Source organism: Streptomyces sp. NBC_01142, from assembly GCF_026341125.1.
Lineage (GTDB): Bacteria > Actinomycetota > Actinomycetes > Streptomycetales > Streptomycetaceae > Streptomyces.
The window spans coordinates 676639-697623 of record NZ_JAPEOR010000001.1; the positions used below are offsets into that span (position 1 = coordinate 676639).

The following is a 20985-nucleotide window of genomic DNA, read 5'->3' on the forward strand; positions in this document are numbered from 1 at the left end:
GGCAGTGCGGCGTTTACCACACCTAATCTGGCTTGCATGACGCCAGAGAATGCGCCCGAGGGTGCACCCCGGAGCCGTTGGTCCGACCTCGACCGGCCGCCGCTGAACGCCGCCGCACTGCGCCGCGCCATGCTCCGGCCCGGCGGGCTGTGGACCTCCCTCGACGTGGTGCCGACGACCGGCTCCACCAACTCCGACCTGGCGGCGCGTGCCGCGTCCCTGGAGGAGGGGGCGGTCCTCGTGGCGGAGGAGCAGACGGCGGGGCGGGGGCGGCTCGACCGGACCTGGACAGCGCCCGCGCGCTCGGGGCTGTTCTTCTCGGTACTGCTGCGGCCCGGAGCGGACGTGCCGGTGGAGCGCTGGGGGTGGCTGCCGCTGCTCGCCGGAGTGGCGTCCGCGACGGGGCTGGCGCGGGCGGCCGGAGTCGACATGTCGCTCAAATGGCCCAACGACCTGCTGGTAAAGATCGAGGGCGAGGAACGCAAGACCGGCGGCATCCTCGCCGAGCGGGCGGGCCAGGACGCGGTCGTCGTCGGAATCGGCCTCAATGTCACGCTGCATGCCGACGAACTCCCCGTCCCGGCAGCGGGCTCCCTCGCCCTCGCGAACGCGATCTCGACCGACCGTGACCCGCTGCTGCGGGCCGTGCTGCGCTCGCTGGAGCAGTGGTACGGCGACTGGCGGGCGGCGGGCGGCGACCCGGGCCCGTCGGGGCTCCAGGCGGCGTACGCGGCGGGCTGCGCGACGCTCGGCCGCACTGTCCGCGCCGAGCTCCCCGGTGACCGCACGGTCACCGGGGAGGCGGTGGCGCTCGACGGCGACGGCAGGCTGGTGGTGGCCACGGAGGACGGTGAGCGGCAGCCGATCAGCGCGGGTGACATCGTGCACCTGCGGCCGGCCGGCTGATCTCGGGTCCCGCGGGCCACCGGGACGTGAGCCGGGGCCACCGGGACGTGAGCTAGGGCACACCTGCCGTATCGTTGAGGCGATCGAGCTACAGATCGGCAGGGCAGTGCGCACGGAACGGGCAGGAGGCGGCTGGTGACCGTCGACGACACCACTTCCGGCGCGGGCGCGCAGCCACCGTCGGACTCCGGTTCAGGCGCGTCCGCCTCGTCATCCGATGCGGCATCCGAGACAACATCGGATACGGGATCCAATGCGGGATCCAACGCGTCGGCCACTTCTTCGGCCACGCCGCCGACCACCACGTCGGCCGCATCGTCGTCCGCGGTGCATCCGACGCCGCACCACGAGGTCGATCACACGGCGGAGCCGACCGACGACCCGCTCGCCATCCGGCTGGAGCAGTTGATTCTCGGTGCTGAGCGGCGCTACACGCCCTTCCAGGCGGCCCGCACCGCCGGTGTCTCCATGGAGCTCGCCTCCCGCTTCTGGCGGGCCATGGGCTTCGCGGACATCGGGCAGGCGAAGGCGCTCACGGAGGCGGACGTACTGGCCCTGCGCCGGCTCGCCGGTCTGGTCGAGGCGGGCCTGCTGAGCGAGCCGATGGCGGTCCAGGTGGCCCGCTCGACCGGGCAGACCACCGCCCGGCTGGCGGAATGGCAGATCGATTCTTTCCTGGAAGGCCTCACCGAGCCGCCAGAGCCCGGAATGACCCGTACCGAGGTCACGTATCCGCTGGTCGAGCTGCTCCTGCCTGAGCTGGAGGAGTTCCTGGTGTACGTCTGGCGGCGGCAGCTCGCCGCCGCGACGGGGCGTGTCGTCCAGGCCGCCGACGACGAGGAGATGGTCGACCGGCGCCTGGCCGTCGGCTTCGCGGACCTCGTCGGCTTCACCCGGCTGACCCGCCGCCTGGAGGAGGAGGAACTGGGCGAGCTGGTCGAGGCGTTCGAGACCACCTCGGCCGACCTCGTGGCCGCGCACGGCGGCCGGCTGATCAAGACGCTGGGCGACGAGGTGCTGTACGCGGCGGACGACGCCGCGACGGCGGCGGAGATCGCGCTGCGGCTCATCGAAACGATGACGCACGACGAGTCGATGCCGGCGCTGCGCGTCGGCATCGCTTTCGGCACGGTCACCACGCGGATGGGCGATGTCTTCGGCACGACGGTGAACCTGGCGAGCAGGCTCACGTCCATAGCCCCGAAGGACGCCGTACTGGTCGACGGTGCGTTCGCGGAGGGGCTCGTACGCACCGGCGACGCGCCGCTCTCCGAGTCCGAGGCGGCGGAGGAGGCGGCCGCGGCGGAGAAGGAGGGTGAGGAACCCCCCTCGTACCGCTTCGCCCTCCAGCCGATGTGGCAGCGCCCGGTCCGAGGCCTGGGTGTGGTGGAGCCGTGGCTGCTGTCGCGCCGGGAGAATCCCTGACAGGTGGGGCGACGGCTCCTTCGCAGGAGGCGGCGTGAGGGAGCCGGTGGCCGATACGGCGGGCCCGACGCCGTCGTCCTGCTCGCACCTGCACCGCCGCTCCTGCGGGCGGCGTCGGGGGCATGACTCCTGACTCCGCCGGCTGCCGCGGACGGCCGGCTTCGGCTCCTGCTGCCCTTGCCTGCCTGCCTGCCTGCCCCGTCCTGGTCAGGCCTGCTCTGCTCTGCCCCGTCCTGCCCGGCTCTCGCGGTCACTGTGCGTGCACCTCAGGCCGCCGCTCCGGTGCGAAGCTGCCGTTTCGAGGCACGGAGGTGCCCCGAGCCCCCGGTTTTCCGGGGCGGGTGCGCGGGGGAGACCTCGGAGTGAGCGCGCGCCTATGATCCGGTGAACCATCGTTAACCGGGAGGGTGTCGCCATGTCCGAGCAGCGGTTCGGGGAATTCGTCGTCGTACGCAGGCACGAGCACGTCGCGGAGCTCGTACTGGACCGGCCCAAGGCCATGAACGCCGTCTCCACGGAGATGGCCCGCTCCATCGGCGCCGCCTGTGACGCGCTCGCCGCCGACCGGGACGTGCGGGTCACCGTCCTGAGCTCGACGCATGAGCGGGCGTTCTGCGTGGGTGCCGATCTCAAGGAGCGGAACTCCCTCAGCGATGCCGAGTTGGTGCGGCAGCGGCCGACCGCGCGGGCCGCGTACACCGGTGTGCTGGAGCTGCCGATGCCGACGGTCGCCGCCGTGCACGGATTCGCGCTCGGCGGCGGGTTCGAGCTGGCGCTGGCCTGCGATCTGATCGTCGCGGACGCCACGGCCGTGGTCGGACTGCCCGAGGTGTCGGTCGGGGTGATTCCGGGCGGCGGCGGTACGCAGCTGCTGCCCCGCCGGGTCGGCGCCGCCCGCGCCGCCGAGCTCGTGTTCACCGCGCGGCGCGTGGAAGCCGCCGAAGCGCGGGAGTTGGGCCTCGTCGACCAGCTCGCCGACGACGCCAGGACCGAGGCGCTCGCCCTCGCGGCCAGGATCGCCGCGAACTCCCCCGTCGGGCTGCGCGCCGCCAAGCGTGCGATGCGGCTGGGGCAGGGGCTCGATCTGCGGGCCGGCCTCGAGGTGGAGGACGCGGCCTGGCGGTCCGTGGCCTTCTCCGGGGACCGGGCCGAGGGCGTTGCCGCGTTCAATGAGAAGCGCACGCCGCAGTGGCCCGGCGAGTGACCGCGTGGCCCTCGGGATCCGGGCCGGCCGCTCCAACTGATCGAATCAGGCCAAACCTCCCTAAGCTGGGATGATGGCTGAGGATCGGCGGTTGCGGGCCGTGGTGGCGCTGGCGCAGGCAATGGCGGCCGCCCACACCCCGCGCGAGTTCTGGCGGGCGGCGGCGCTGGGTGCGTGCGACGCGCTCGGCGGCTCCTTCGCGGCGCTGTCCGTGTGGGAGCGGGGGCTCGGGCGGCTCAAGGTGCTCGTGAATGCCGGTGAACGGGCTGCCGGGGAGGAGGAGTTCCCCGAATCGGAGACGTATCCGGTCAATCGCTTCCCGGAGATCACCGAGTTTCTGCACGAGCAGTGGGCGGGCGGCGGTGAGCCCGACGCCTGGGTGGAGACGGTGGACGGCCCGGCGTCGGACGGGCACGGATACTGCCACCAACGCGTGGCGGCGCTGCGCCGCCGCCACCGTGGCTGCTGCGTCGTCGCGCCGATCGTGCTGCACGGCCGGGCCTGGGGTGAGCTGTATGTGGCCCGGCCGGTGGGGACGCCGGTCTTCGACCGGGACGATGCCGACTTCGCGACCGTCCTCGCCTCGGTGGTGGCCGCCGGAATCGCCCAGAGCGAGCGCCTGGAGGAGGTGCGCAGGCTCGCCTTCACCGACCCCCTGACCGGTCTCGCCAACCGCCGCGCCGTCGACATAAGGCTCGACGAGGCCATCGAGCGCTACCGCACCGACGGCTCGGTCGTCAGCCTGGTGGTGTGCGACCTCAACGGCCTCAAGCAGGTCAACGACACCCACGGCCACGCGGTCGGCGACCGGCTGCTCGAACGCTTCGGCTCGGTCCTCTCGCTGTGCGGGGCGATGCTGCCCGGAGCGCTGGCGGCCCGGTTGGGCGGGGACGAGTTCTGTCTGCTCTCGGTGGGCCCGACGGCGGACGAGGTGATCCAGGTGGCGGACGAACTGTGCGTACGCGCAACGGAGTTGGAGCTGGGGGAGGGGGTGGCCTGCGGGGTCGCATCGACGGGTGACGCGATCGGGCAGGTCCGCTCCGCCCGCCGGCTCTTCCGGCTGGCGGACGCGGCCCAGTACCGGGCGAAGGCGGCACACTCCCCGAAGCCGGTGGTGGCGGGCCGCGACGGCATGGTGATCCGCCTGGCCGACGCCCCGCCCCGCTCGCCGCAGGAGCGGCGCCGCTTCCGGGGCGCGCCCCCGGGGGACTCCCCGGAGCCCCGGAGCGAGCCCTGAATCGGGTGTGACATGGCCGTAAGGAGCCGACCGCGCCACTGCTAGTGACAGGTTGGGATTCAGTCCGTACGCTCCTGAATATGGATATGCACACAGTCGTGGTGGGGACGTCCGGTACCACCGCCGAAGACGTCATCGCCGTGGCCCGCGCGGGCGCCCGGATCGAGCTCTCCGACGAGGCCGTCGCCGCCCTCGCCGCAGCCCGGGGGATCGTGGACGCGCTGGCCGCCAAGCCCGAGCCCGTGTACGGCGTCTCGACCGGATTCGGCGCCCTCGCCAGCCGTCACATCAGCCCTGAACTCCGTGCCCAGCTGCAGCGCAACATCGTGCGCTCGCACGCCGCCGGCATGGGGCCGCGCGTCGAACGCGAGGTCGTCCGCGCGCTGATGTTCCTGCGCCTGAAGACTGTCTGCTCCGGCCACACCGGGGTGCGGCCCGAGGTCGCGCAGACCATGGCCGACGTGCTGAACGCGGGGATCACCCCCGTCGTGCACGAGTACGGCTCGCTCGGCTGCTCCGGCGACCTCGCCCCGCTCTCCCACTGCGCGCTGACGCTGATGGGTGAGGGTGACGCCGAGGGCCCCGACGGCCAGGTGCGGCCCGCCGGGGAGCTGCTCGCCGAGCACGGCATCGCGCCCGTCGAACTCCGTGAGAAGGAGGGTCTCGCCCTCCTGAACGGCACCGACGGCATGCTCGGCATGCTGGTCATGGCCCTCGCCGACCTCCAGCGCCTGTACATCTCCGCCGACATCACGGCCGCCCTCAGCCTCGAGGCGCTGCTCGGCACGGACAAGGTCCTCGCCCCCGAGCTGCACGCCATCCGCCCGCACCCCGGCCAGGGCGTCTCCGCCGCCAATATGAGCGCCGTACTCAAGGGCTCCGGGCTCACCGGTCACTTCCAGGAGGAGGAGGCCCCCCGCGTCCAGGACGCGTACTCCGTGCGCTGCGCCCCCCAGGTCGCCGGCGCCGGGCGGGACACCCTCGCCCATGCCCGCCTCGTGGCCGACCGCGAGCTCGCCTCGGCCGTCGACAACCCGGTCGTACTGCCCGACGGCCGCGTGGAGTCCAACGGCAACTTCCACGGCGCCCCCGTCGCGTACGTGCTCGACTTCCTCGCCATCGTCGCCGCCGACCTAGGCTCCATCGCCGAGCGCCGCACCGACCGGCTGCTCGACAAGAACCGCTCGCACGGTCTGCCGCCCTTCCTCGCCGACGACGCCGGTGTGGACTCGGGCCTGATGATCGCCCAGTACACGCAGGCCGCGCTGGTCAGCGAGATGAAGCGGCTGGCCGTCCCGGCTTCCGCCGACTCGATTCCGTCCTCCGCGATGCAGGAGGACCATGTCTCCATGGGCTGGTCGGCCGCGCGGAAGCTGCGTACCGCCGTCGCCAACCTGGGCCGGATCATCGCCGTCGAGCTCTACGCCTCGACCCGCGCCATAGAGCTCCGGCGCGGTCTGACCCCCGCGCCCGCCTCGCAGGCAGCCATCGCTGCGCTGCGCGCGGCGGGCGTCGAGGGCCCGGGTCCGGACCGCTTCCTCGCGCCCGACCTGGAGGCCGCCGACACGTTCGTACGGGACGGAAAGCTCATCGAGGCCGTGGAGCCGGTGACCGGCCCGCTGGCCTAGGGGACAGCTGCCCCGAGGGTCGCTCCGCACAGCGCGGGGCGGCCCTTTCCCCTGTGCGCGGGTGGCCCCTGCGTACGTGCCCCGTGCACGGGTGGCCCATGCGCGGGTGGCTCATGCGCGGGTACCCCTTGCGCCGGTGCCCTTGCGCGAGTGTCACATCTGCAGAGCGTCGCGTCGGCGCACCGAGTACGCCACGAAGCCCGCACCGATCCCCAGGAACGCCGTCCCGCCGACCAGATACGGCGTGGTGTCCACGCTGCCCGTCCGGGCGAGGGTCAGCTCCTGGGACGACGCTTCGGCGCCGGTCTGCCGGCTCTGCGTGGCCTCTCTCTCGGCGGTGGCATTCGCCGAAGGAACGAACCACAGCGCACAGAGCAGACTCCCTGCGGCAGTGGCGGTCAGCAGCGGTCGACGTGCGACGGACACGGACTCGATCCCCCTTGAGGCATCATCGAATTGGCCGGGTGCGCTGATGCTAGTGAAAGTAGCGGGTCGTGGGAAAGCCGCGGGGTCCCGAGGCCTACGCTCCGTCGTATGACCACTTCTGAGACATCACGGTTTGTGCGGCTACGGGTGGAATTGGTACTGGAGATCGAGGACACTGGCGAACTGACCGGCGCCGCCCTCGACCGCATCGCGGCGGACGAGTCCATGCCGGACGAGGAGCGGACGCACGCACAGTCCGCGGTCCGCGAGGACGAGGCGGAGGCCATCGCCTACCTCGTGGACCCCTTCGACCTGGTCAGCGAGATGCCGGGGGTCGAGCTGACCCAGGCTTCCTGGAGCAGTGAGCAGATCGAGTACGACCCCGATGCGGAGGAGTGGGACCTGGACGAGGAAGATGGAGATGAGGACGCAGACGAGGACGAGGACGACGGCAACGTCGGCGTCGGCGGCGTCGGGCGGCCGTAGCTCGGGAATGTGACGGGCTTCGGGCCCCGGGTTGCCGGGTAGGCGGACCGGGGCCCGGCCGCACACGTGCTGCTTTCTGCGGCGTTCTGTGCAACCGGCGGAGCCGTTGGCTGCGTCGAACGTGTCGGTGGGCGGTGTGCCATGAGTGGCGTGCCCCACATCCTTTGCGGATATGGAACCGGATGACCCGTTATGGGCGTTGTCCAAGCAGTTGGTCAGGGGAATCGGCGACGATGGAGAAGCGTGTGATGACGGACAGCAAGCGGCGCCGAGGTCTGATGGTCGCGTCCGCGGTGCTCGGCGGAGTCCTGGTGATGTCGGCCTGCAGCGGCGACGGGGACGAGGGCGGCAACGGCGCCGACAGCTCGAAGAAGTCGCAGGCCCAGGTCGACGAGGCGGCAGCGAAGGCCGAGTCGAAGGCCCGAATAGCGATCTCGCCGAAGAACGGCTCGACCAACGCCAGCATCAACAACGACGCCAAGGTTACCGTCAGTGACGGCACGCTGACCGAGGTCGTCATGACCACGGCCGACGGCGCGAGCGTCAAGGGCACCCTGGCCGCCGACGGCAAGAGCTGGAAGCCGGACGCACAGCTCGAGCGCTCCACCACGTACAAGATCGCCGCCACGGCCAAGGATTCCGCGGGCATGGAGGCCCACGAGAACTCCTCCTTCACCACCGTCTCGCCCGACAACAGTTTCATCGGCAACTTCACGCCGGAGGACGGCTCCACCGTCGGCGTCGGCATGCCGGTATCGATCAACTTCAACAAGGCGATCACCGACAAGAAGGCCGTCCAGTCCAAGATCTCTGTGACGTCGAGCAGCGGCCAGGAGGTCGTCGGCCACTGGTTCAACGGGCAGCGACTGGACTTCCGCCCCGACCAGTACTGGCAGGAGGGCTCGACCGTCACGCTGAAGCTGGATCTGGACGGCGTCGAGGGTGCCGAGGGCGTCTTCGGAGTCCAGCAGAAGACGGTCACCTTCAAGATCGGCCGCAACCAGGTGTCCACCGTCGACGCCGCCGCCAAGACCATGACGGTCACCCAGGACGGCAAGACGGTCAAGACCATCCCGATCTCCGCAGGCGCCCCGGACACCCCGACCTACAACGGTCAGATGGTGATCTCCGAGAAGTTCAAGGAGACCCGGATGAACGGTGCGACGGTCGGCTTCACGGACGACGACGGCAAGGGCGAGTACGACATCAAGGACGTCCCGCACGCCATGCGGCTGTCCACGTCGGGCACGTTCATCCACGGCAACTACTGGGGCGCCGACTCGATCTTCGGCAGCGCCAACACCAGCCACGGCTGTGTGGGTCTCAACGACGCCAAGGGCGCGAACGACCCGAACCAGCCCGGCGCCTGGTTCTTCAACAGCTCGATCGTCGGTGACGTGGTCGTCGTGAAGAACTCCAAGGACACCACCGTCAAGCCGGACAACGGCCTGAACGGCTGGAACCTGAGCTGGGCGGAGTGGAAGGCCGGTTCCGCGGCCTGATTTCCCTGTACGGCAGAAGGCGGCGGCACCCAGGGGTGCCGCCGCCTTCTGCCGTACAGGCCGACCCGTTACCCCAGGTGCAGTTGGCGGGACGTACCGTCCCCGACGTGACGATCACTCAGCTCATCTCGCCGCGCACCGTGGGCAACGACGCGGGCGACGATGTGGTGGGCGAGGGTGACTCCGTCGCCGCGTACACCGAACTCGTGCTGCGCGACCCGTCGGACGTGCGCGCCATCCAGTACGACACGGCCTCGCCCCGGCCCACCGGGGCCACGGTCTCGGCAGTGCCGTGAAGCGGCACATGCTGGGGACGGTGAGCGCCCTGCACCCCGGCGTACGTGAGACCGCCACCACGGTCGCCGACGACAACGGCCCCGATGCCGACCGTCAACGAGCGCCTCGGCCACCGGCGCGAGCGCCCCACCGCGTGTTCCAGGCCAGGCTCTAAGCGTTCCGGAGGTCCTTGCGGCGTGCACAGCGCAGGCCGGCGAGATCGGCGTCGTAGAGCTCGCCGTCGTCGTTGTCCCGGACGGTGCCGCGCGCCTGGCCGCGGCCGAATATCTCCCGGTAGAGCGAGCGCAGCCAGTACCAGGGCTGCAACGGCACCCAGCACAGCCCGGAGAGCCAGCGCCACACCGTCCGCCAGAACCGCGGGCGCCCGCCGTCCACCGCACGGATCACACGGATGCCCGTGATCAGCTTGCCCACGCTCGCCCGGAACAGCAGGGTCAGCACGACCTGGTTGAAGAACGAGGCCGCCAGGACGGTACCGAAAGCCACGAGGGTGCGGTCAGCGCCTTCGGTCTTCTCGGCGACCTTGTCCAGCAACAGCCACAGGACGGACCAGGCGAGGCAGCAGTCGATGGCCACGGCGGCATAGCGCCTCAGGTCCCCGGCCCGGCCCGGCCCGGCACCCGGCGCTGTGTGTACGGGGGTGGGGCGTACTGCTGTTGCCCGTACGGATGCTGTCCGTACTGCTGCTGTCCGTACGGATGTAGCCCGTACTGCTGCTGTCCGTACGGATGTTGCCCGTACTGCTGCTGTCCGTACGGATGTTGCCCGTACTGCTGCTGTCCGTACTGTGGCGGCGGGTCCGCCTGTCCTGCCGCCACCGGTGGCTGTGGCCGGTAAGTCTGGTTCCCCGGTGGCGTATTCATGTTCGTATCATTCACCATGCCCCTGACAGCCGGTCACTCAGCGTCGGCGTCCGCCATCTCGCTCACACCCCAGTCGGCCAGCAGCCGCAGTGACTCGGCCGACCGCGTACCCGGTTCCGCGTGATAGGCCACCAGCGACAGATCGTGGTCGTCAGGAAGCCTCAGCGTCTCGTACGACAGTGTCATCTCGCCCACCAGCGGATGGCGCAGCCGCTTGGCTCCGTGGCCCTTCTCCGAGACCGTGTGCGCCGCCCAGAGCGTACGGAACTCCTCGCTCCTGACCGACAGTTCGCCGACGAGGCCCGGCAGCTGCGGATCGTCGGCGGAGCAGCCCGCGTACATCCGCAGCAGGCTCACCACCTCCGTCGCCTTGCACTGCCAGTCGACGTACAGATCGGGGGCGTTGGGGTCGAGGAAGACCAGCCTGGCCATGTTCCGCTCCTGCGGCGGCAGCGCGGCGAAGTCGCCGAGCAGCGCGCGGGCCATGCGGTTCCAGCCGAGGATGTCCAGCCGCCGTCCGATGACGTACGCGGGCACCCCGTCCATCGCGTCGATCAGCTGCTGCAGCGCGGGCCGCAACTGCTGCGGACGTCCCATGCGCCGGTGCTTCTTCTGCGTCGGCTTGGCGAGATGGGTGAGGTGGTCACGCTCCGCGTCGGACAGCCGCAGCGCCCGCGCGATCGCGTCGAGCACCGCAGTGGACACATTGCGGCTGTTGCCCTGCTCGAGACGCGTGTAGTACGCGACCGAGACCCCGGCGAGCTGCGCCAGCTCCTCGCGGCGCAGCCCGGGGACGCGGCGGTGGCGGCCGAAATGGGGCAGACCGACGTCCTCCGGCTGCAGCCTGCCGCGGCGGGAACGGAGGAATTCGCTGAGTTCGGCGCGCTGGTCCATGACAGCCAGTATTACCGGCCGGCACGTGTCCCCGGCGGGTCCGGGAGGCGGTCGTATGCCCGCCAGCCTGTCCCTGCCAGTAGTACGCATGCTGGGCGTAGGTACAACAGAGGCCTGGGTGACCTGCGGAAACAGCCGCAGGCTCGGTGTCATGACGACCACCGTTTCCGCATACGCCGCCTACGCTGCATACGCCGCTCCCGCCGCCAAGGCTCCGCTGGAGCGGACCACCGTCCCGCGCCGCCCGGTCGGCGAGCACGACGTCCTCATCGAGATCAAGTACGCCGGTATCTGCCACTCCGACATCCACCAGGCCCGCGACGGCTGGGGCGAGGGCATCTTCCCGATGGTGCCGGGCCACGAGATCGCGGGGATCGTCGCCGAGGTCGGCCCCGGTGTGACCACGTTCGCCGTCGGTGACCGGGTGGGCGTCGGCTGCATGGTCGACTCCTGCCGCGAGTGCGACAACTGCAAGGCCGGCCTGGAGCAGTACTGCCTGGGCGCCGGCATGGTCGGGACGTACAACGCGCTCGACAAGAACGGCGAGCCGACGTACGGCGGCTACTCCACCCATATCGTCGTCGACGAGGCGTTCACGCTCCGCATCCCCGACGGTCTGTCGCTGGATGTCGCCGCCCCGCTGCTGTGCGCCGGCATCACCCTCTACTCGCCGCTCGCCCACTGGCAGGCGGGCCCCGGCAAGCGCGTGGCGATCGTCGGCCTGGGCGGCCTCGGCCACATGGGCGTCAAGATCGCTCACGCGCTGGGGGCCGAGGTGACCGTGCTCAGCCAGTCGCTGCGCAAGAAGGACGACGGGCTGAAGCTGGGCGCCGACCACTACTACGCCACCAGCGACGAGGCGACCTTCGAGGAGCTGGCCGGCACCTTCGATCTGATCGTCTCCACCGTGTCCGCGCCGCTCCCGCTGGACGCCTATCTGCGCCTGCTGAAGACCGACGGTGCCTTCGTGAACGTGGGCGCGCCCGAGGAGCCCGTCTCGCTGAACCTGTTCTCCGTCATCGGCGGCCGCAAGACCCTCGCGGGCTCGGGGATCGGCGGCATCCGGGAGACCCAGGAGATGCTCGACTTCTGCGCGGAGCACGGTCTGGGCGCGGAGATCGAACTGATCAGCGCGGACCGGATCAACGAGGCGTACGAGCGGGTGCTCGCGAGCGACGTCCGCTACCGCTTCGTCATCGACGCCGCCACGATCTGACGCGGGACGGCGGCACCCCGGGCGCCGCTGTTGCCCGGGTTGCCCAGGTGGCCTCCGTCGCCCCGCCCCGGAGCCCCGGAGTCCGGGTGCCCCGCCCGCCCCGGTGCCGCCTCGCCCCGGTTTGCGGCGGGTCTGCTTCGCGCGGATCCGCCGCAGCCGGGGCATCAGTACGTACACCACCGTCAGCCATGGGGGACCGCTACCGCGCCGAGGGCTGCCGAATCCGGATCCTGCCCGGTGGTACGACTGGCGCGGAAGACTTGCCCGGCCCGTGTGAGCACCGCCGTATGTACGGGGACGACCGGCTACGGCCGGCCGCGCGCTCACTCCGCCACGTGGCAGACCGCCTCCACGTTGTTCCCGTCCAGGTCCCTGACGAACGCGCCGTAGTAGGACGGGTGGTACTCCGGCCATACGCGCGGCTCGTGCAGCACCTCCGCCCCTGCCGCGACGGCCGCCGCGTGGAACGCTCTCACCCCCTCGCGGTCGGCCGCCGTGAAGGCGATGTGCACCTCACGCGCCCGCCCTTCCGTTGTCACCGGGCCGATCCAGAAGGTCGGCTGCGTCGTGCCGTAACCGATCACGTCCCCGAAGTCGAGCAGCCGTTTGCCGCCGAGCGGGGTCAGCACACGGTCGTAGAAGGCGGCACTGGCCGCCGGGTCGTCCACCTGTACCGAGATGTGGTCAATCATGTGCCCGAGCGTGACACACGCCACTGACAACGGCCCTTCAGCAGCCCGAGCCACCGGACGGGCGCACCAGCCGGTAGGGCGAGTCCAGCCGGTACTCGCCCGCCCGGGGCACCGTCAGCCGCGTCCACTCACCCTCCTGCGACACGCATGCCCCCTCCGCCCGCAGCCACGGCGAGTACGCCACCCGCACCGTCACCGAACCGGCCGTCGGCATCCGGACCACCAGGTCGGCGTCGCTGCCGCGCACCACCGTCGCCGGTGCGGCGGCCAGCGGAACCGCGTCCCGCACCCGGTAGATCGTCCAGCCGTCGTCGTGCCAGACCGGCTCCAGCCAGTCCGGCCCACCCCGCACGATCGCCGCCTCGCCCTCGGCCGGCCCGTCCGGTCGCCCGTGGTGCAGCACCACCAGGCCCACCGCCCAGTGGTCCAGCCACTTGCGGTACGTCGCCAGGGTCAGCGACCCGTCGTAGAAGAGCCGCCCCCGCTCCACATCCAGCTGGCGGTTCCAGCCGCGCGCCATGTTGATGTGCGGGGCGAGGACGGTCGCCTCGCGGTGATTGCGGGCCGGGACGACCTCGACCCGCGTACGGTCGGCGCCCAGCCGCTCCAACTCCCGTACGACACCGTCCGTGTGCGCGGCCCACGACGGCACGTCGTTGGAGACGACCAGGTCGTCCTCCGTCTTGTCGACCAGCCAGTACGCGTTCAGGGCCAGGGCGCCCACGAGGACGGCCTGCTGGAGGACGCCCCACCGGAGACAGGCCCGGCGGAGCCCCGCCCCCCGGAGTCCCGCCCGTGGGAGTCCGGTCCGTGGGAGTCCGGCCAGGCTGCCGCCGCCCGCCAGCACCGCCGCGAGCAGCACCGGCGGCCCCACGAGCCCCACCAGCCGCTCAACATTCGTGCCGATGGGCGAGGCGATGAGATAGGTCAGGACGACCCCGACGCCGTACACCCCGGCGCCGTACCGCACGACCCGCCACGCGCGCCCGCGCGGCGCGGCGGCGGCCACGGCGGCGGAGACGACCAGCGGCAGCCCCAACTTTCCGGACGCCATCGGCTGTTCGCCCTGGAACGGGAAGAGCAGCGTCACCGCCGCCACCACGACGAACGGCGGCAGCACGAGCGCGGCCCCCTTCCGCCACCGCCGGTCCAGCGCATAGGCGGCCCCCGCCACCACCAGGAAGAGCCCGGCGACCGGACTGGCCATGGTCGCGAGCGCCGCGCACACCACCGCGACAACGGTCCCGCGCAGGAACAGCAGGGCCAGTACGGCGAGCAGCCCGATCGCGACACCCAGCGCGAACGTCGTACGACCGGAGGCGACATTGCACCAGAGCGCCGCCGCCCCGGCCAGCGCCGGCCACACCGGCCGCCGCACCCCGCTGCGTACGAACACGCAGGCCAGCAACCACGTCCCGGCGAGACCGGCGAACACGGACACCGCCCGTACGCCGAAGAGGGCCATCAGCGGAGGAGTCAGCAGGCTGTAGTTGGCGGTGTGGGTGCCGCCGTACCAGGACAGGTTGTACGCCGAGGTGGGGTGCCGCTCCATGAACCCGGCCCAGGCAAGCTGCGCGGCCAGATCGCCGCCGCCGGTGGCGAGCCAGACCGCCCACAGGACGTACAGCGGCACGACGACGGCGGTCGCGACGAACGGGACGCGCCACCACGGTGGCGCGTCCCGCTCGTCGGCGGCTATCGGTACGGTCTCTGTCCGCTCGCTGATCCCCACTGCACAGACCCTAGTGGGGTGTCATGGCCCCGCCGTGAGCCCCGCCCGAGAAGGAGGACGAGGTGCGGCTGATCGTCCGGATCACCCCGGAGAGGGTCATCCGCTTCTCGGCGTGAGGGCGCCCGGGGTCGGCTAGGGATGCTCGGAGCAACGGTAGCCGTACGGCAGCAGCTCCTGTACGGAGACGGCCCGCAGACCGTGCTCCTCGGTGGCGACGATGACCTCGATCTCCGGGAAGTAGTCGAGAAGTACCTGACGGCATCGGCCGCACGGCGAGAGCACCCCGCGGTCGTCGTCGGCGACAGCCACGATGGTGGTGAGTTCGTACGCGCCCTCCCCCGCGGCGGCGCCGATCACCACCAGCTCCGCGCACGGCCCACCGGTGAAGTGGTACACGTTCAGCCCGGTGACGACACGGCCGTCGCGATTGCGGGCGGCGGCGGCCACGGTGTGGTCGTCGCCCTTGGCGCGGGTGGCGACGAGCCGGGTCGCGACGTCCACGAGTTCCTGATCAATGGTCACGTGACGCGAGGCTACTTGCCTACGACCCATGTCGCGCCGCGGAGCGGAGAAGGCATACCAAGGTCGCAGCCCCGTACACCATCGGCCGACGACCGGGCGTGCCGCCGCTCACCAGACTGGGGACGAGGCCGTGGCACGGTGAGGTCGCGGCCACCGGACTGAGACACGGGGAGACGCAGCACTCGCGGGCAACTCCCTCGCAGATCTCCGCCAGGACGGCGGCCAGGCCGTGCACGACCGTGCTCGCGGAACCGGCATCGGGCGAGGTCCACGACCGGCCGACCCTTCGCAACTGGTCCTGGACCACCTGCTCTACGCCCGTCTCGTGAATTTCAGAGCATGATGAGCAGACGCGTCTTCGGCTTGAGCTTCCTGTTCACCGAACGGCTCTGCACGTATACCTCCAACTTGGGATTGCGCCCCGCCTTCACGGAGACGGTGCCCTGGACACCCGTGCCGAACAGCAGACTGCGTGCCGCGTCGCCCGTGTATGCGCGGTCAGTGTCCTTCTCGACCACGATGACTTCCTTGTCGGGCTGAACCTGAACCCGGGTGCCCAACTGGTAGTAGCACGACCCGCGTTCGTACGTCACGCCCGGATGCGAATCAACGAAGGATCGAATCTCGACCTCCGTGTCGACCTTCAGGAGTCGGTACTTGTCGGCCGGGACCGGTTCGAGGTTCGCCCGCACGTCGTCGACCGATATGTCCTGGCCGACCGCGAACAGGTTCTTCGTGCCGCGCACGCCCTGCTCGCGGCCACGGAGGAAGCTGGTGGCGGCAGCGCGCACGGTACCGATCGCTTCCTCGACACCCTCTTGGGAATCCGCATCCCAGATGGCGATGTTTCCGGCCGGGAAGCCGTAGTTCTGGGCGGTTCGCTTCGCCAGGGAGTTCGGAACGAGGATCGCGGAAGTCCAGTGCCCCGGAAGCGCACCCATCTTCGCCGCGATCTTGTCGAGCCAGGGGCCGAGGATGGCCATGTCGCCGTCGTGTCGTCTGTCGCCGCCGGAGGCGTTCTCCTCGCCGTCCGTCACCACGATCTGGAGGAAGCTGTGCTCGCCGTACGCCTCCCAGATGTGGCCCAGGTCGTCCAGGGACTTCAGAGAGGCTTCGATGAGGGCCGTAGCGCCATTGTTGACCTTGTACAGACCCCGCATGGACGGCAGATGCTTCACGTCCATGTCCCAGACCAGGTTCTCCACCTTGTGGTCGAAGGAGTAGAGGCTGATCCGGGTCTCATGACCGAGGCTGTCCGACTCGGCCTTCAAGCCCGCCACGAACTCGTCGACGACGCGGACGAGTTGACTCTGGTGCTGATGCATGGAACCCGAACAGTCCACTACCAGCGCGACGTGATTCACCTTGTGCTGGATCTTGTTGGCGGACACGTTTCTGCTCCTTCTCCGAGGCTCCCCGAGTGATGCCTTCACACTATGGGGAGGCACTGACAACGGAGCTTGACGGACGATCACCCACCTGCCCCGCGGCAGACCGCGGGCGGGAGGCAGCGGTGAGAGCCAGACGCCCGTGCTCCGAGCCCACGGCTCCGCTACAGCGAGACCGATTCGCTCGGGCGCTCCTCGTGGTCCCGATCCGCGACGGTCAGCTTGCACCGGCCGTCCTCGCAGGTGTGCTGCAGGCGGCCCCGCGAGATGGTCTGCATCAGGCCGATGGTCCAGCACATCGGGCAGCCGCGCAGTGCCAGTACGCCGACCGGCAGGAGCAGCAGGCTGACCGGACCGGCGGTCGGGATGAACGCGACCGAGCCGATCAGGCTGCCGAAGCCGATCACGCCCCGGACCAGGTGGCGGGGCAGGGACGAACTCGCGAAGTCAGGGCCGTCGGCTTTGGTTGTCGTCATGGGTATCTCCAGGCGCAGGTTCGGGTGTGGCACGGAGGGACTGCTGAACCGCGGTGCGGGCGCGGTGCAGACGCGATTTCATCGCGGCGGTACTGAGGCCGAGCGCCTCGGCGACCATTCGTCCGCTGTGGCCCTGGATGTCCCGCATGATCAGCACGCGGCGCTGCTCGGCCGGCAGAGCGGCGATGGCGGCCGCCACCTGGCCCGCTTCGATGCGCTGCAGAACCACTTCCTCGGCCGAGCGCACGGCGGCATCCGGCAGGGGTGCGTGTGCCCGCGTCGTCCGCGCGCGCCGCAGGCACTCGTTGCGGACGATGCGAAACATCCACGACGCCAGCGCGCCGGACGCCCGTAGCATCCCGATCTTGCGATAGAGGATGATCAAGGCTTCCTGTGCTGCGTCCTCGGCATCCTCAGGAGTGGCGCAGAGCGAGCGGGCGAATCGCTGCACGTTCGGGTGCGAACCCGACACCAACGCGGTGATCGAATCGACGTCGCCGCGCTGGGCGGCGACGATCAGCTGTTCACCGGGCCAGGACGAGTCAGCCACGGGCTTGCTTTCGCTTGCGCATGGCGAAGTAGCTGCACGTGCAGAGCAACACGGCTCCGGCAGCGATGGCGATACCTGTGATCATGAAGACCTCCTGATCCCGTCCCGACGTTTGCCGGCACATGTATAGGAGACGCGGGCCCGCCGAAAGGATTCGGCCTGCGCCCGGAAAAGTTGATCGCACCGAGCAACATCAGCTTCAGCACAGGCACAGGGCTCCGTCGCTACCTCGCGATCGGTGCGGATTGATCGCGAGTCCGACGGGCGCCGGCGGCCGGGCCATGTCCCGGCCGTGGCGGCGCGCGCGGTCGGCGTGCTGCTTCTCGTGTCGTCCCTCATCGGTCCGGCGACCGTCCGTTAGGCTCGCGTCGCCCACAAAGGTCCCGATCTTCACGGAGGGCAGGACGACGGGGATCAATCGAGAGCGCCTCGTCAGAACGCTGACGTTCTGGCTGCGGCCTGCCTTCGCGTTGCGGGTCATCAACCGGTTTCAGAAGATCGTGGGTTTCGACCGTTCGATGGCCCTGGCGTCCAGTGCCCTGACGGCATTGGTCCCGCTCTCCATCCTTCTTGGCGCTGTGTTGAGCAACTTCGTGCACTATGACGCCGCAGAGCGGATCATCAAGCGCTACAGCCTCACCGGAGCAGGCGCCACGGCAGTCAGCTCGCTGTTCTCTCCCGCCGAAGGGACCAGTGTGAGCGTGGGCATCTTCGGGGTCGTGTTTCTGATGATCTCGGTGCTGAGTTTCGCGCGAGCCGCGCAGCGACTCTTCGAACAGGCATGGGAACTCAAGCCCCTCAGTGTGCGCAACACGCGCAACGGCTTGTGGTGGATCCTCACCCTCGGTGGCTACGCAGTGGTCACCGCGTCGCTCTCCGCGCTCCTTGGCGGGGACGCGCTGGGTCTGGCCGCCTCGGTGTGTGCGGTACCGGTGACCGCTGCATTCCTCGTCTGGAGCGGCTGGATCCTGTCGGCGAAGCGGATCAGCCGGCCGGACCTGCTTCCCTTCGGCGTCACCGGCGCCGTTCTGACGGCGGCCTATTCAGTGGGCGCAACCATCTATCTGCCGCGTCTCTTCAACTCCTCCGCCGCACGCTACGGGGTGTTCGGTGCCGTCTTCGCGATGGTCTCCGCCCTCTTCGCAGCCATGCTCGTCCTGGTTGCATCGGCGGCACTGGGACGAGAAGTACGAGACGAACTCAGCCGGATCCGTCGGGGCCACCGCCCTTCCGACCACGAGGTCCGCCGGCAGTGGGACAGCGTGGTCGAGCAGACTCGGTCACAGTGGCGCAGGGCGCGGGAACAGACCTCTCATCATCAGATCAAGGGCTCGAGCCACTGATGGGCAGGGGCCGGCCACCGCCGACATCCACGTTTCCCGCGTCAGCAGCCAGGAAAGAGGCCGTGAACGCGGGCGCACCGGCTTCCAGGCCGTAACGACCACGTTCTTCCGGGCGGAGCGGGCTGAGGGCGCGGCGCCGACTCATGAGGCAGCGATGTGTTCGCGTTCGGGATGGTCGTGTTCTGGATCGCGGTGTACCCGTTGGTGGTGGATTAACGATCAACAGGGATGGGTGGCGCTGCCTTCGCCGCGGACCCTGAGCCTCCGTGTCTTTTCTGCGGCCTGACCAGCGGCAACGGGTGCGGGGGTGAACCCTTGGGCTCTCCCTGGGCACCCGCTGTCGACCGTGGTTTACCCGCCTGTCGGGCATGCGTCGGGCACGGCTGTGCGTTCAACAGATTCCATGACCGTCAGGACGCTGTTGCCCGGGCGTGGTTCGCAATTCGCCTGGACGAGCGACACCCGAAGCCATTCCGGACTGCTGGGCGTTGACGGCATGGGCTGAGGCAGACGGGCCGGTGAAGGCCCTGGCGAGTTCTCCGGTCGCTGCAGGAGTCGCTCCGTTTCCGCGCACTGGTGTGCGAAGTTGCTTTGGGTGTGCGAAGAAACGTGCAGAACGGCAGTTACCAGGAACGGTGCCGCCGTCCGGATGGTGCGCCGGATGGCGCGACCGGTCGTGCGCCGGAGCACGTAAGGGCTTGCTGTTGAGCATTCAACGGGTGGGTGTAGCGGACAGTGAATGTCAGGGCCACGCCTGCCGCATATGCGTGCTGTGTGCAGGTGACAGTTACGGAAATGTCCGCAAACGGTAACCGGCTCTGGTTGGCGTGCCGCCGGCTCCGCCGAAGCCCCACAGTTTGGGTCCTCGGCCCACACGGGCCGGGAACCCGCACCGCCTCACCGGCTTGTATCGGCTGGTGGAGCACTGTTCTTGAAGGGACATCACCTATGTCTGCTTCTTCGACCGCCCGCCGCATCGCGGCGACCGTCCTCGCCGCCGGCGCCGTCGTCTCTGCTGTCGCCCTGCCGGCCTCCGCCTCCGCCCACGACGGCGACCGGCACCGTCAGCAGCCGCGGGTCGAGATCAGCCGCGTGCAGGCGGACAGCCCCGGACGCGACAACGGCTCCAACCGTTCCCTGAACGCCGAGTGGGTCGAGATCACCAACAACACCCGCCGCGCCGTCGACCTGGACGGCTGGACGCTGCGCAACAGGGACGGCGACCGCTACCGCTTCGACGACGTCCGCGTCGCCCGCCACGCCACCGTCCGCATCCACACCGGCGTCGGCCGCGACACCCGCACCGACCTCTACCAGGACCGCCGCCACTACGTCTGGGACAACCGCTCCGACAAGGCCACCCTGCGCAACGACCGCGGCCGCACCGTCGACACCGAGACGTGGGGCCGCCACCACCGCCGCTAGCCGAACCGGCCGGTGACCGGACCGTCTGTCCGTCGACAGCAGACGCTCCGCCGAACCGGGACCCGTGAACCGTGTGCGCCGGGCAGCCTTGACCTGCCCGGCGCACACCAGCTCCACCGCCCCGTCGTGCCCGGCACTCGGCCCTGTCCGGCCGCAGTGCGCCGCGACGGAAGCTGTCCGGGATTAGAGGTTGAAACCGTAACCAGCGGCTCGTCTTGTCTGTAGGTTTCTGCCGCTCATCAGCACTATTGAGGGGGGACCTCACCTTGCGTACCCATGCCGTCATAACCGCCGCCATCGTGGCCGGAACGCTCGCCGCGCTGACCGCCGGCCCGGCCCAGGCCGCCGAATACTCCTCCGCGCTCAAAGTCCGCGGCATCCAGTACGACGCACCCGGCAGGGACTCCAACAGCTGCTCCACCGGCAACACCCGCGACGAGTACCTGACCATCAAGAACTATTCGTCGTCGGCGACCGTCAACCTCCGCGGATACGTCGTCAAGGACGCCGCCGGCAACCGGTTCACGTTCACCGCCAACCACTACCTGCAGCCCGGGGACTATGTGAAGCTCCGGGGCGGCAACGGCGCCGACTCCGACAGCGGCAACGTCGTCTACCGCGACAACTGCAACTTCCTGTGGAACAACGACCGGGACACCATCTACCTCTACAAGCCGTCCGGCAGCCGCGCCGACGTCCACTCCTACACCAAGACCGGAAACGACCGCGACGGCAACGGCTACATCACCTTCCACTGATTCGCAGCAGAGGCG

Annotated in this window: 22 protein-coding genes; 12 read left to right on the forward strand and 10 right to left on the reverse strand. The window is 70.0% G+C overall.

From position 1 onward, the window contains the following. Positions 1-36: 36 nt before the first annotated feature. From OG883_RS03350 to hutH, 5 genes are all read left to right on the forward strand, one after another. Positions 37-906: a biotin--[acetyl-CoA-carboxylase] ligase gene (locus OG883_RS03350; protein WP_266534725.1), complete on the forward strand. Its 870-nt coding sequence runs from the start codon at positions 37-39 to the stop codon at positions 904-906. Positions 907-1233: 327 nt separating this feature from the next. Next, on the forward strand, positions 1234-2331 hold the full coding sequence (locus OG883_RS03355; RefSeq protein WP_266534727.1) for an adenylate/guanylate cyclase domain-containing protein: 1098 nt from the start codon (positions 1234-1236) through the stop codon (positions 2329-2331). Between the two features lie 415 nt (positions 2332-2746). Beyond that, positions 2747-3535, forward strand: a complete 789-nt coding sequence (locus tag OG883_RS03360; RefSeq protein ID WP_266534730.1) for an enoyl-CoA hydratase/isomerase family protein — start codon at positions 2747-2749, stop codon at positions 3533-3535. Positions 3536-3605: 70 nt separating this feature from the next. Further along, a complete protein-coding gene (locus tag OG883_RS03365) occupies positions 3606-4772 on the forward strand; it encodes a sensor domain-containing diguanylate cyclase (RefSeq protein ID WP_266534732.1) in 1167 nt (388 codons plus the stop codon). Positions 4773-4858: 86 nt separating this feature from the next. Continuing rightward, entirely contained in the window at positions 4859-6400 is a 1542-nt protein-coding gene (hutH, locus tag OG883_RS03370; protein ID WP_266541200.1) for a histidine ammonia-lyase, read from the forward strand. Between the two features lie 153 nt (positions 6401-6553). Here the strand turns inward: hutH and OG883_RS03375 are convergent, their stop codons facing one another. Continuing rightward, complete coding sequence (locus OG883_RS03375; protein ID WP_266534735.1) at positions 6554-6826, reverse strand: hypothetical protein; 273 nt, start codon at positions 6824-6826, stop codon at positions 6554-6556. A gap of 108 nt (positions 6827-6934) precedes the next feature. On the opposite strand from OG883_RS03375, the gene OG883_RS03380 reads away from it, so the two are divergent. From OG883_RS03380 to OG883_RS03390, 3 genes are all read left to right on the forward strand, one after another. Next, entirely contained in the window at positions 6935-7312 is a 378-nt protein-coding gene (locus OG883_RS03380; protein ID WP_266534737.1) for a hypothetical protein, read from the forward strand. A 233-nt stretch (positions 7313-7545) separates the two neighbouring features. Then, positions 7546-8814 carry an Ig-like domain-containing protein gene (locus OG883_RS03385; protein ID WP_266534740.1) on the forward strand — a complete coding sequence of 423 codons (1269 nt, stop codon included), beginning with the start codon at positions 7546-7548 and terminating at the stop codon, positions 8812-8814. 107 nt (positions 8815-8921) lie between these two features. Beyond that, complete coding sequence (locus OG883_RS03390) at positions 8922-9110, forward strand: hypothetical protein (RefSeq protein ID WP_266534743.1); 189 nt, start codon at positions 8922-8924, stop codon at positions 9108-9110. Positions 9111-9261: 151 nt separating this feature from the next. Here OG883_RS03390 and OG883_RS03395 read toward each other — a convergent pair whose 3' ends face one another. Genes OG883_RS03395 through OG883_RS03405 form a run of 3 tightly spaced genes read right to left on the reverse strand, consistent with a single transcriptional unit; the run spans position 9262 to position 10868 of the window. After that, the gene (locus OG883_RS03395) at positions 9262-9687 is read right to left on the reverse strand and encodes an RDD family protein (RefSeq protein ID WP_266534746.1); all 426 of its coding nucleotides are present in this window, start codon (positions 9685-9687) and stop codon (positions 9262-9264) included. Between the two features lie 14 nt (positions 9688-9701). Next, a complete protein-coding gene (locus tag OG883_RS03400) occupies positions 9702-9974 on the reverse strand; it encodes a hypothetical protein (RefSeq protein WP_266534749.1) in 273 nt (90 codons plus the stop codon). 33 nt (positions 9975-10007) lie between these two features. Beyond that, the gene (locus tag OG883_RS03405; protein ID WP_266534752.1) at positions 10008-10868 is read right to left on the reverse strand and encodes a helix-turn-helix transcriptional regulator; all 861 of its coding nucleotides are present in this window, start codon (positions 10866-10868) and stop codon (positions 10008-10010) included. Between the two features lie 151 nt (positions 10869-11019). On the opposite strand from OG883_RS03405, the gene OG883_RS03410 reads away from it, so the two are divergent. Beyond that, on the forward strand, positions 11020-12084 hold the full coding sequence (locus OG883_RS03410) for an NAD(P)-dependent alcohol dehydrogenase (protein ID WP_266534755.1): 1065 nt from the start codon (positions 11020-11022) through the stop codon (positions 12082-12084). 323 nt (positions 12085-12407) lie between these two features. Here the strand turns inward: OG883_RS03410 and OG883_RS03415 are convergent, their stop codons facing one another. The 6 genes from OG883_RS03415 to OG883_RS03440 form a co-directional block, all read right to left on the reverse strand. Continuing rightward, the gene (locus OG883_RS03415) at positions 12408-12776 is read right to left on the reverse strand and encodes a VOC family protein (protein WP_266534757.1); all 369 of its coding nucleotides are present in this window, start codon (positions 12774-12776) and stop codon (positions 12408-12410) included. 37 nt (positions 12777-12813) lie between these two features. Then, positions 12814-14475, reverse strand: coding sequence for a hypothetical protein (locus tag OG883_RS03420; protein ID WP_266541202.1), 1662 nt, complete (start codon positions 14473-14475; stop codon positions 12814-12816). Between the two features lie 165 nt (positions 14476-14640). Continuing rightward, complete coding sequence (locus tag OG883_RS03425) at positions 14641-15060, reverse strand: cytidine deaminase (RefSeq protein ID WP_266534760.1); 420 nt, start codon at positions 15058-15060, stop codon at positions 14641-14643. 302 nt (positions 15061-15362) lie between these two features. After that, the gene (locus tag OG883_RS03430) at positions 15363-16421 is read right to left on the reverse strand and encodes a vWA domain-containing protein (RefSeq protein ID WP_266534763.1); all 1059 of its coding nucleotides are present in this window, start codon (positions 16419-16421) and stop codon (positions 15363-15365) included. Between the two features lie 161 nt (positions 16422-16582). Beyond that, the gene (locus tag OG883_RS03435) at positions 16583-16894 is read right to left on the reverse strand and encodes a hypothetical protein (RefSeq protein ID WP_266534766.1); all 312 of its coding nucleotides are present in this window, start codon (positions 16892-16894) and stop codon (positions 16583-16585) included. Beyond that, a complete protein-coding gene (locus tag OG883_RS03440; protein WP_266534769.1) occupies positions 16866-17444 on the reverse strand; it encodes an RNA polymerase sigma factor in 579 nt (192 codons plus the stop codon). Before OG883_RS03440 ends, OG883_RS03435 begins: the two co-directional genes overlap by 29 nt. A gap of 518 nt (positions 17445-17962) precedes the next feature. Between OG883_RS03440 and OG883_RS03445 the strand changes: the two genes are divergently transcribed. The 3 genes from OG883_RS03445 to OG883_RS03455 all read left to right on the forward strand — a co-directional run bounded on the left by OG883_RS03445 (position 17963) and on the right by OG883_RS03455 (position 20970). After that, positions 17963-18787 carry a hypothetical protein gene (locus OG883_RS03445; protein ID WP_266541203.1) on the forward strand — a complete coding sequence of 275 codons (825 nt, stop codon included), beginning with the start codon at positions 17963-17965 and terminating at the stop codon, positions 18785-18787. Between the two features lie 948 nt (positions 18788-19735). Beyond that, a complete protein-coding gene (locus OG883_RS03450; protein ID WP_266534772.1) occupies positions 19736-20212 on the forward strand; it encodes a lamin tail domain-containing protein in 477 nt (158 codons plus the stop codon). Between the two features lie 266 nt (positions 20213-20478). Further along, complete coding sequence (locus OG883_RS03455; RefSeq protein ID WP_266534776.1) at positions 20479-20970, forward strand: lamin tail domain-containing protein; 492 nt, start codon at positions 20479-20481, stop codon at positions 20968-20970. Positions 20971-20985 lie beyond the last annotated feature (15 nt).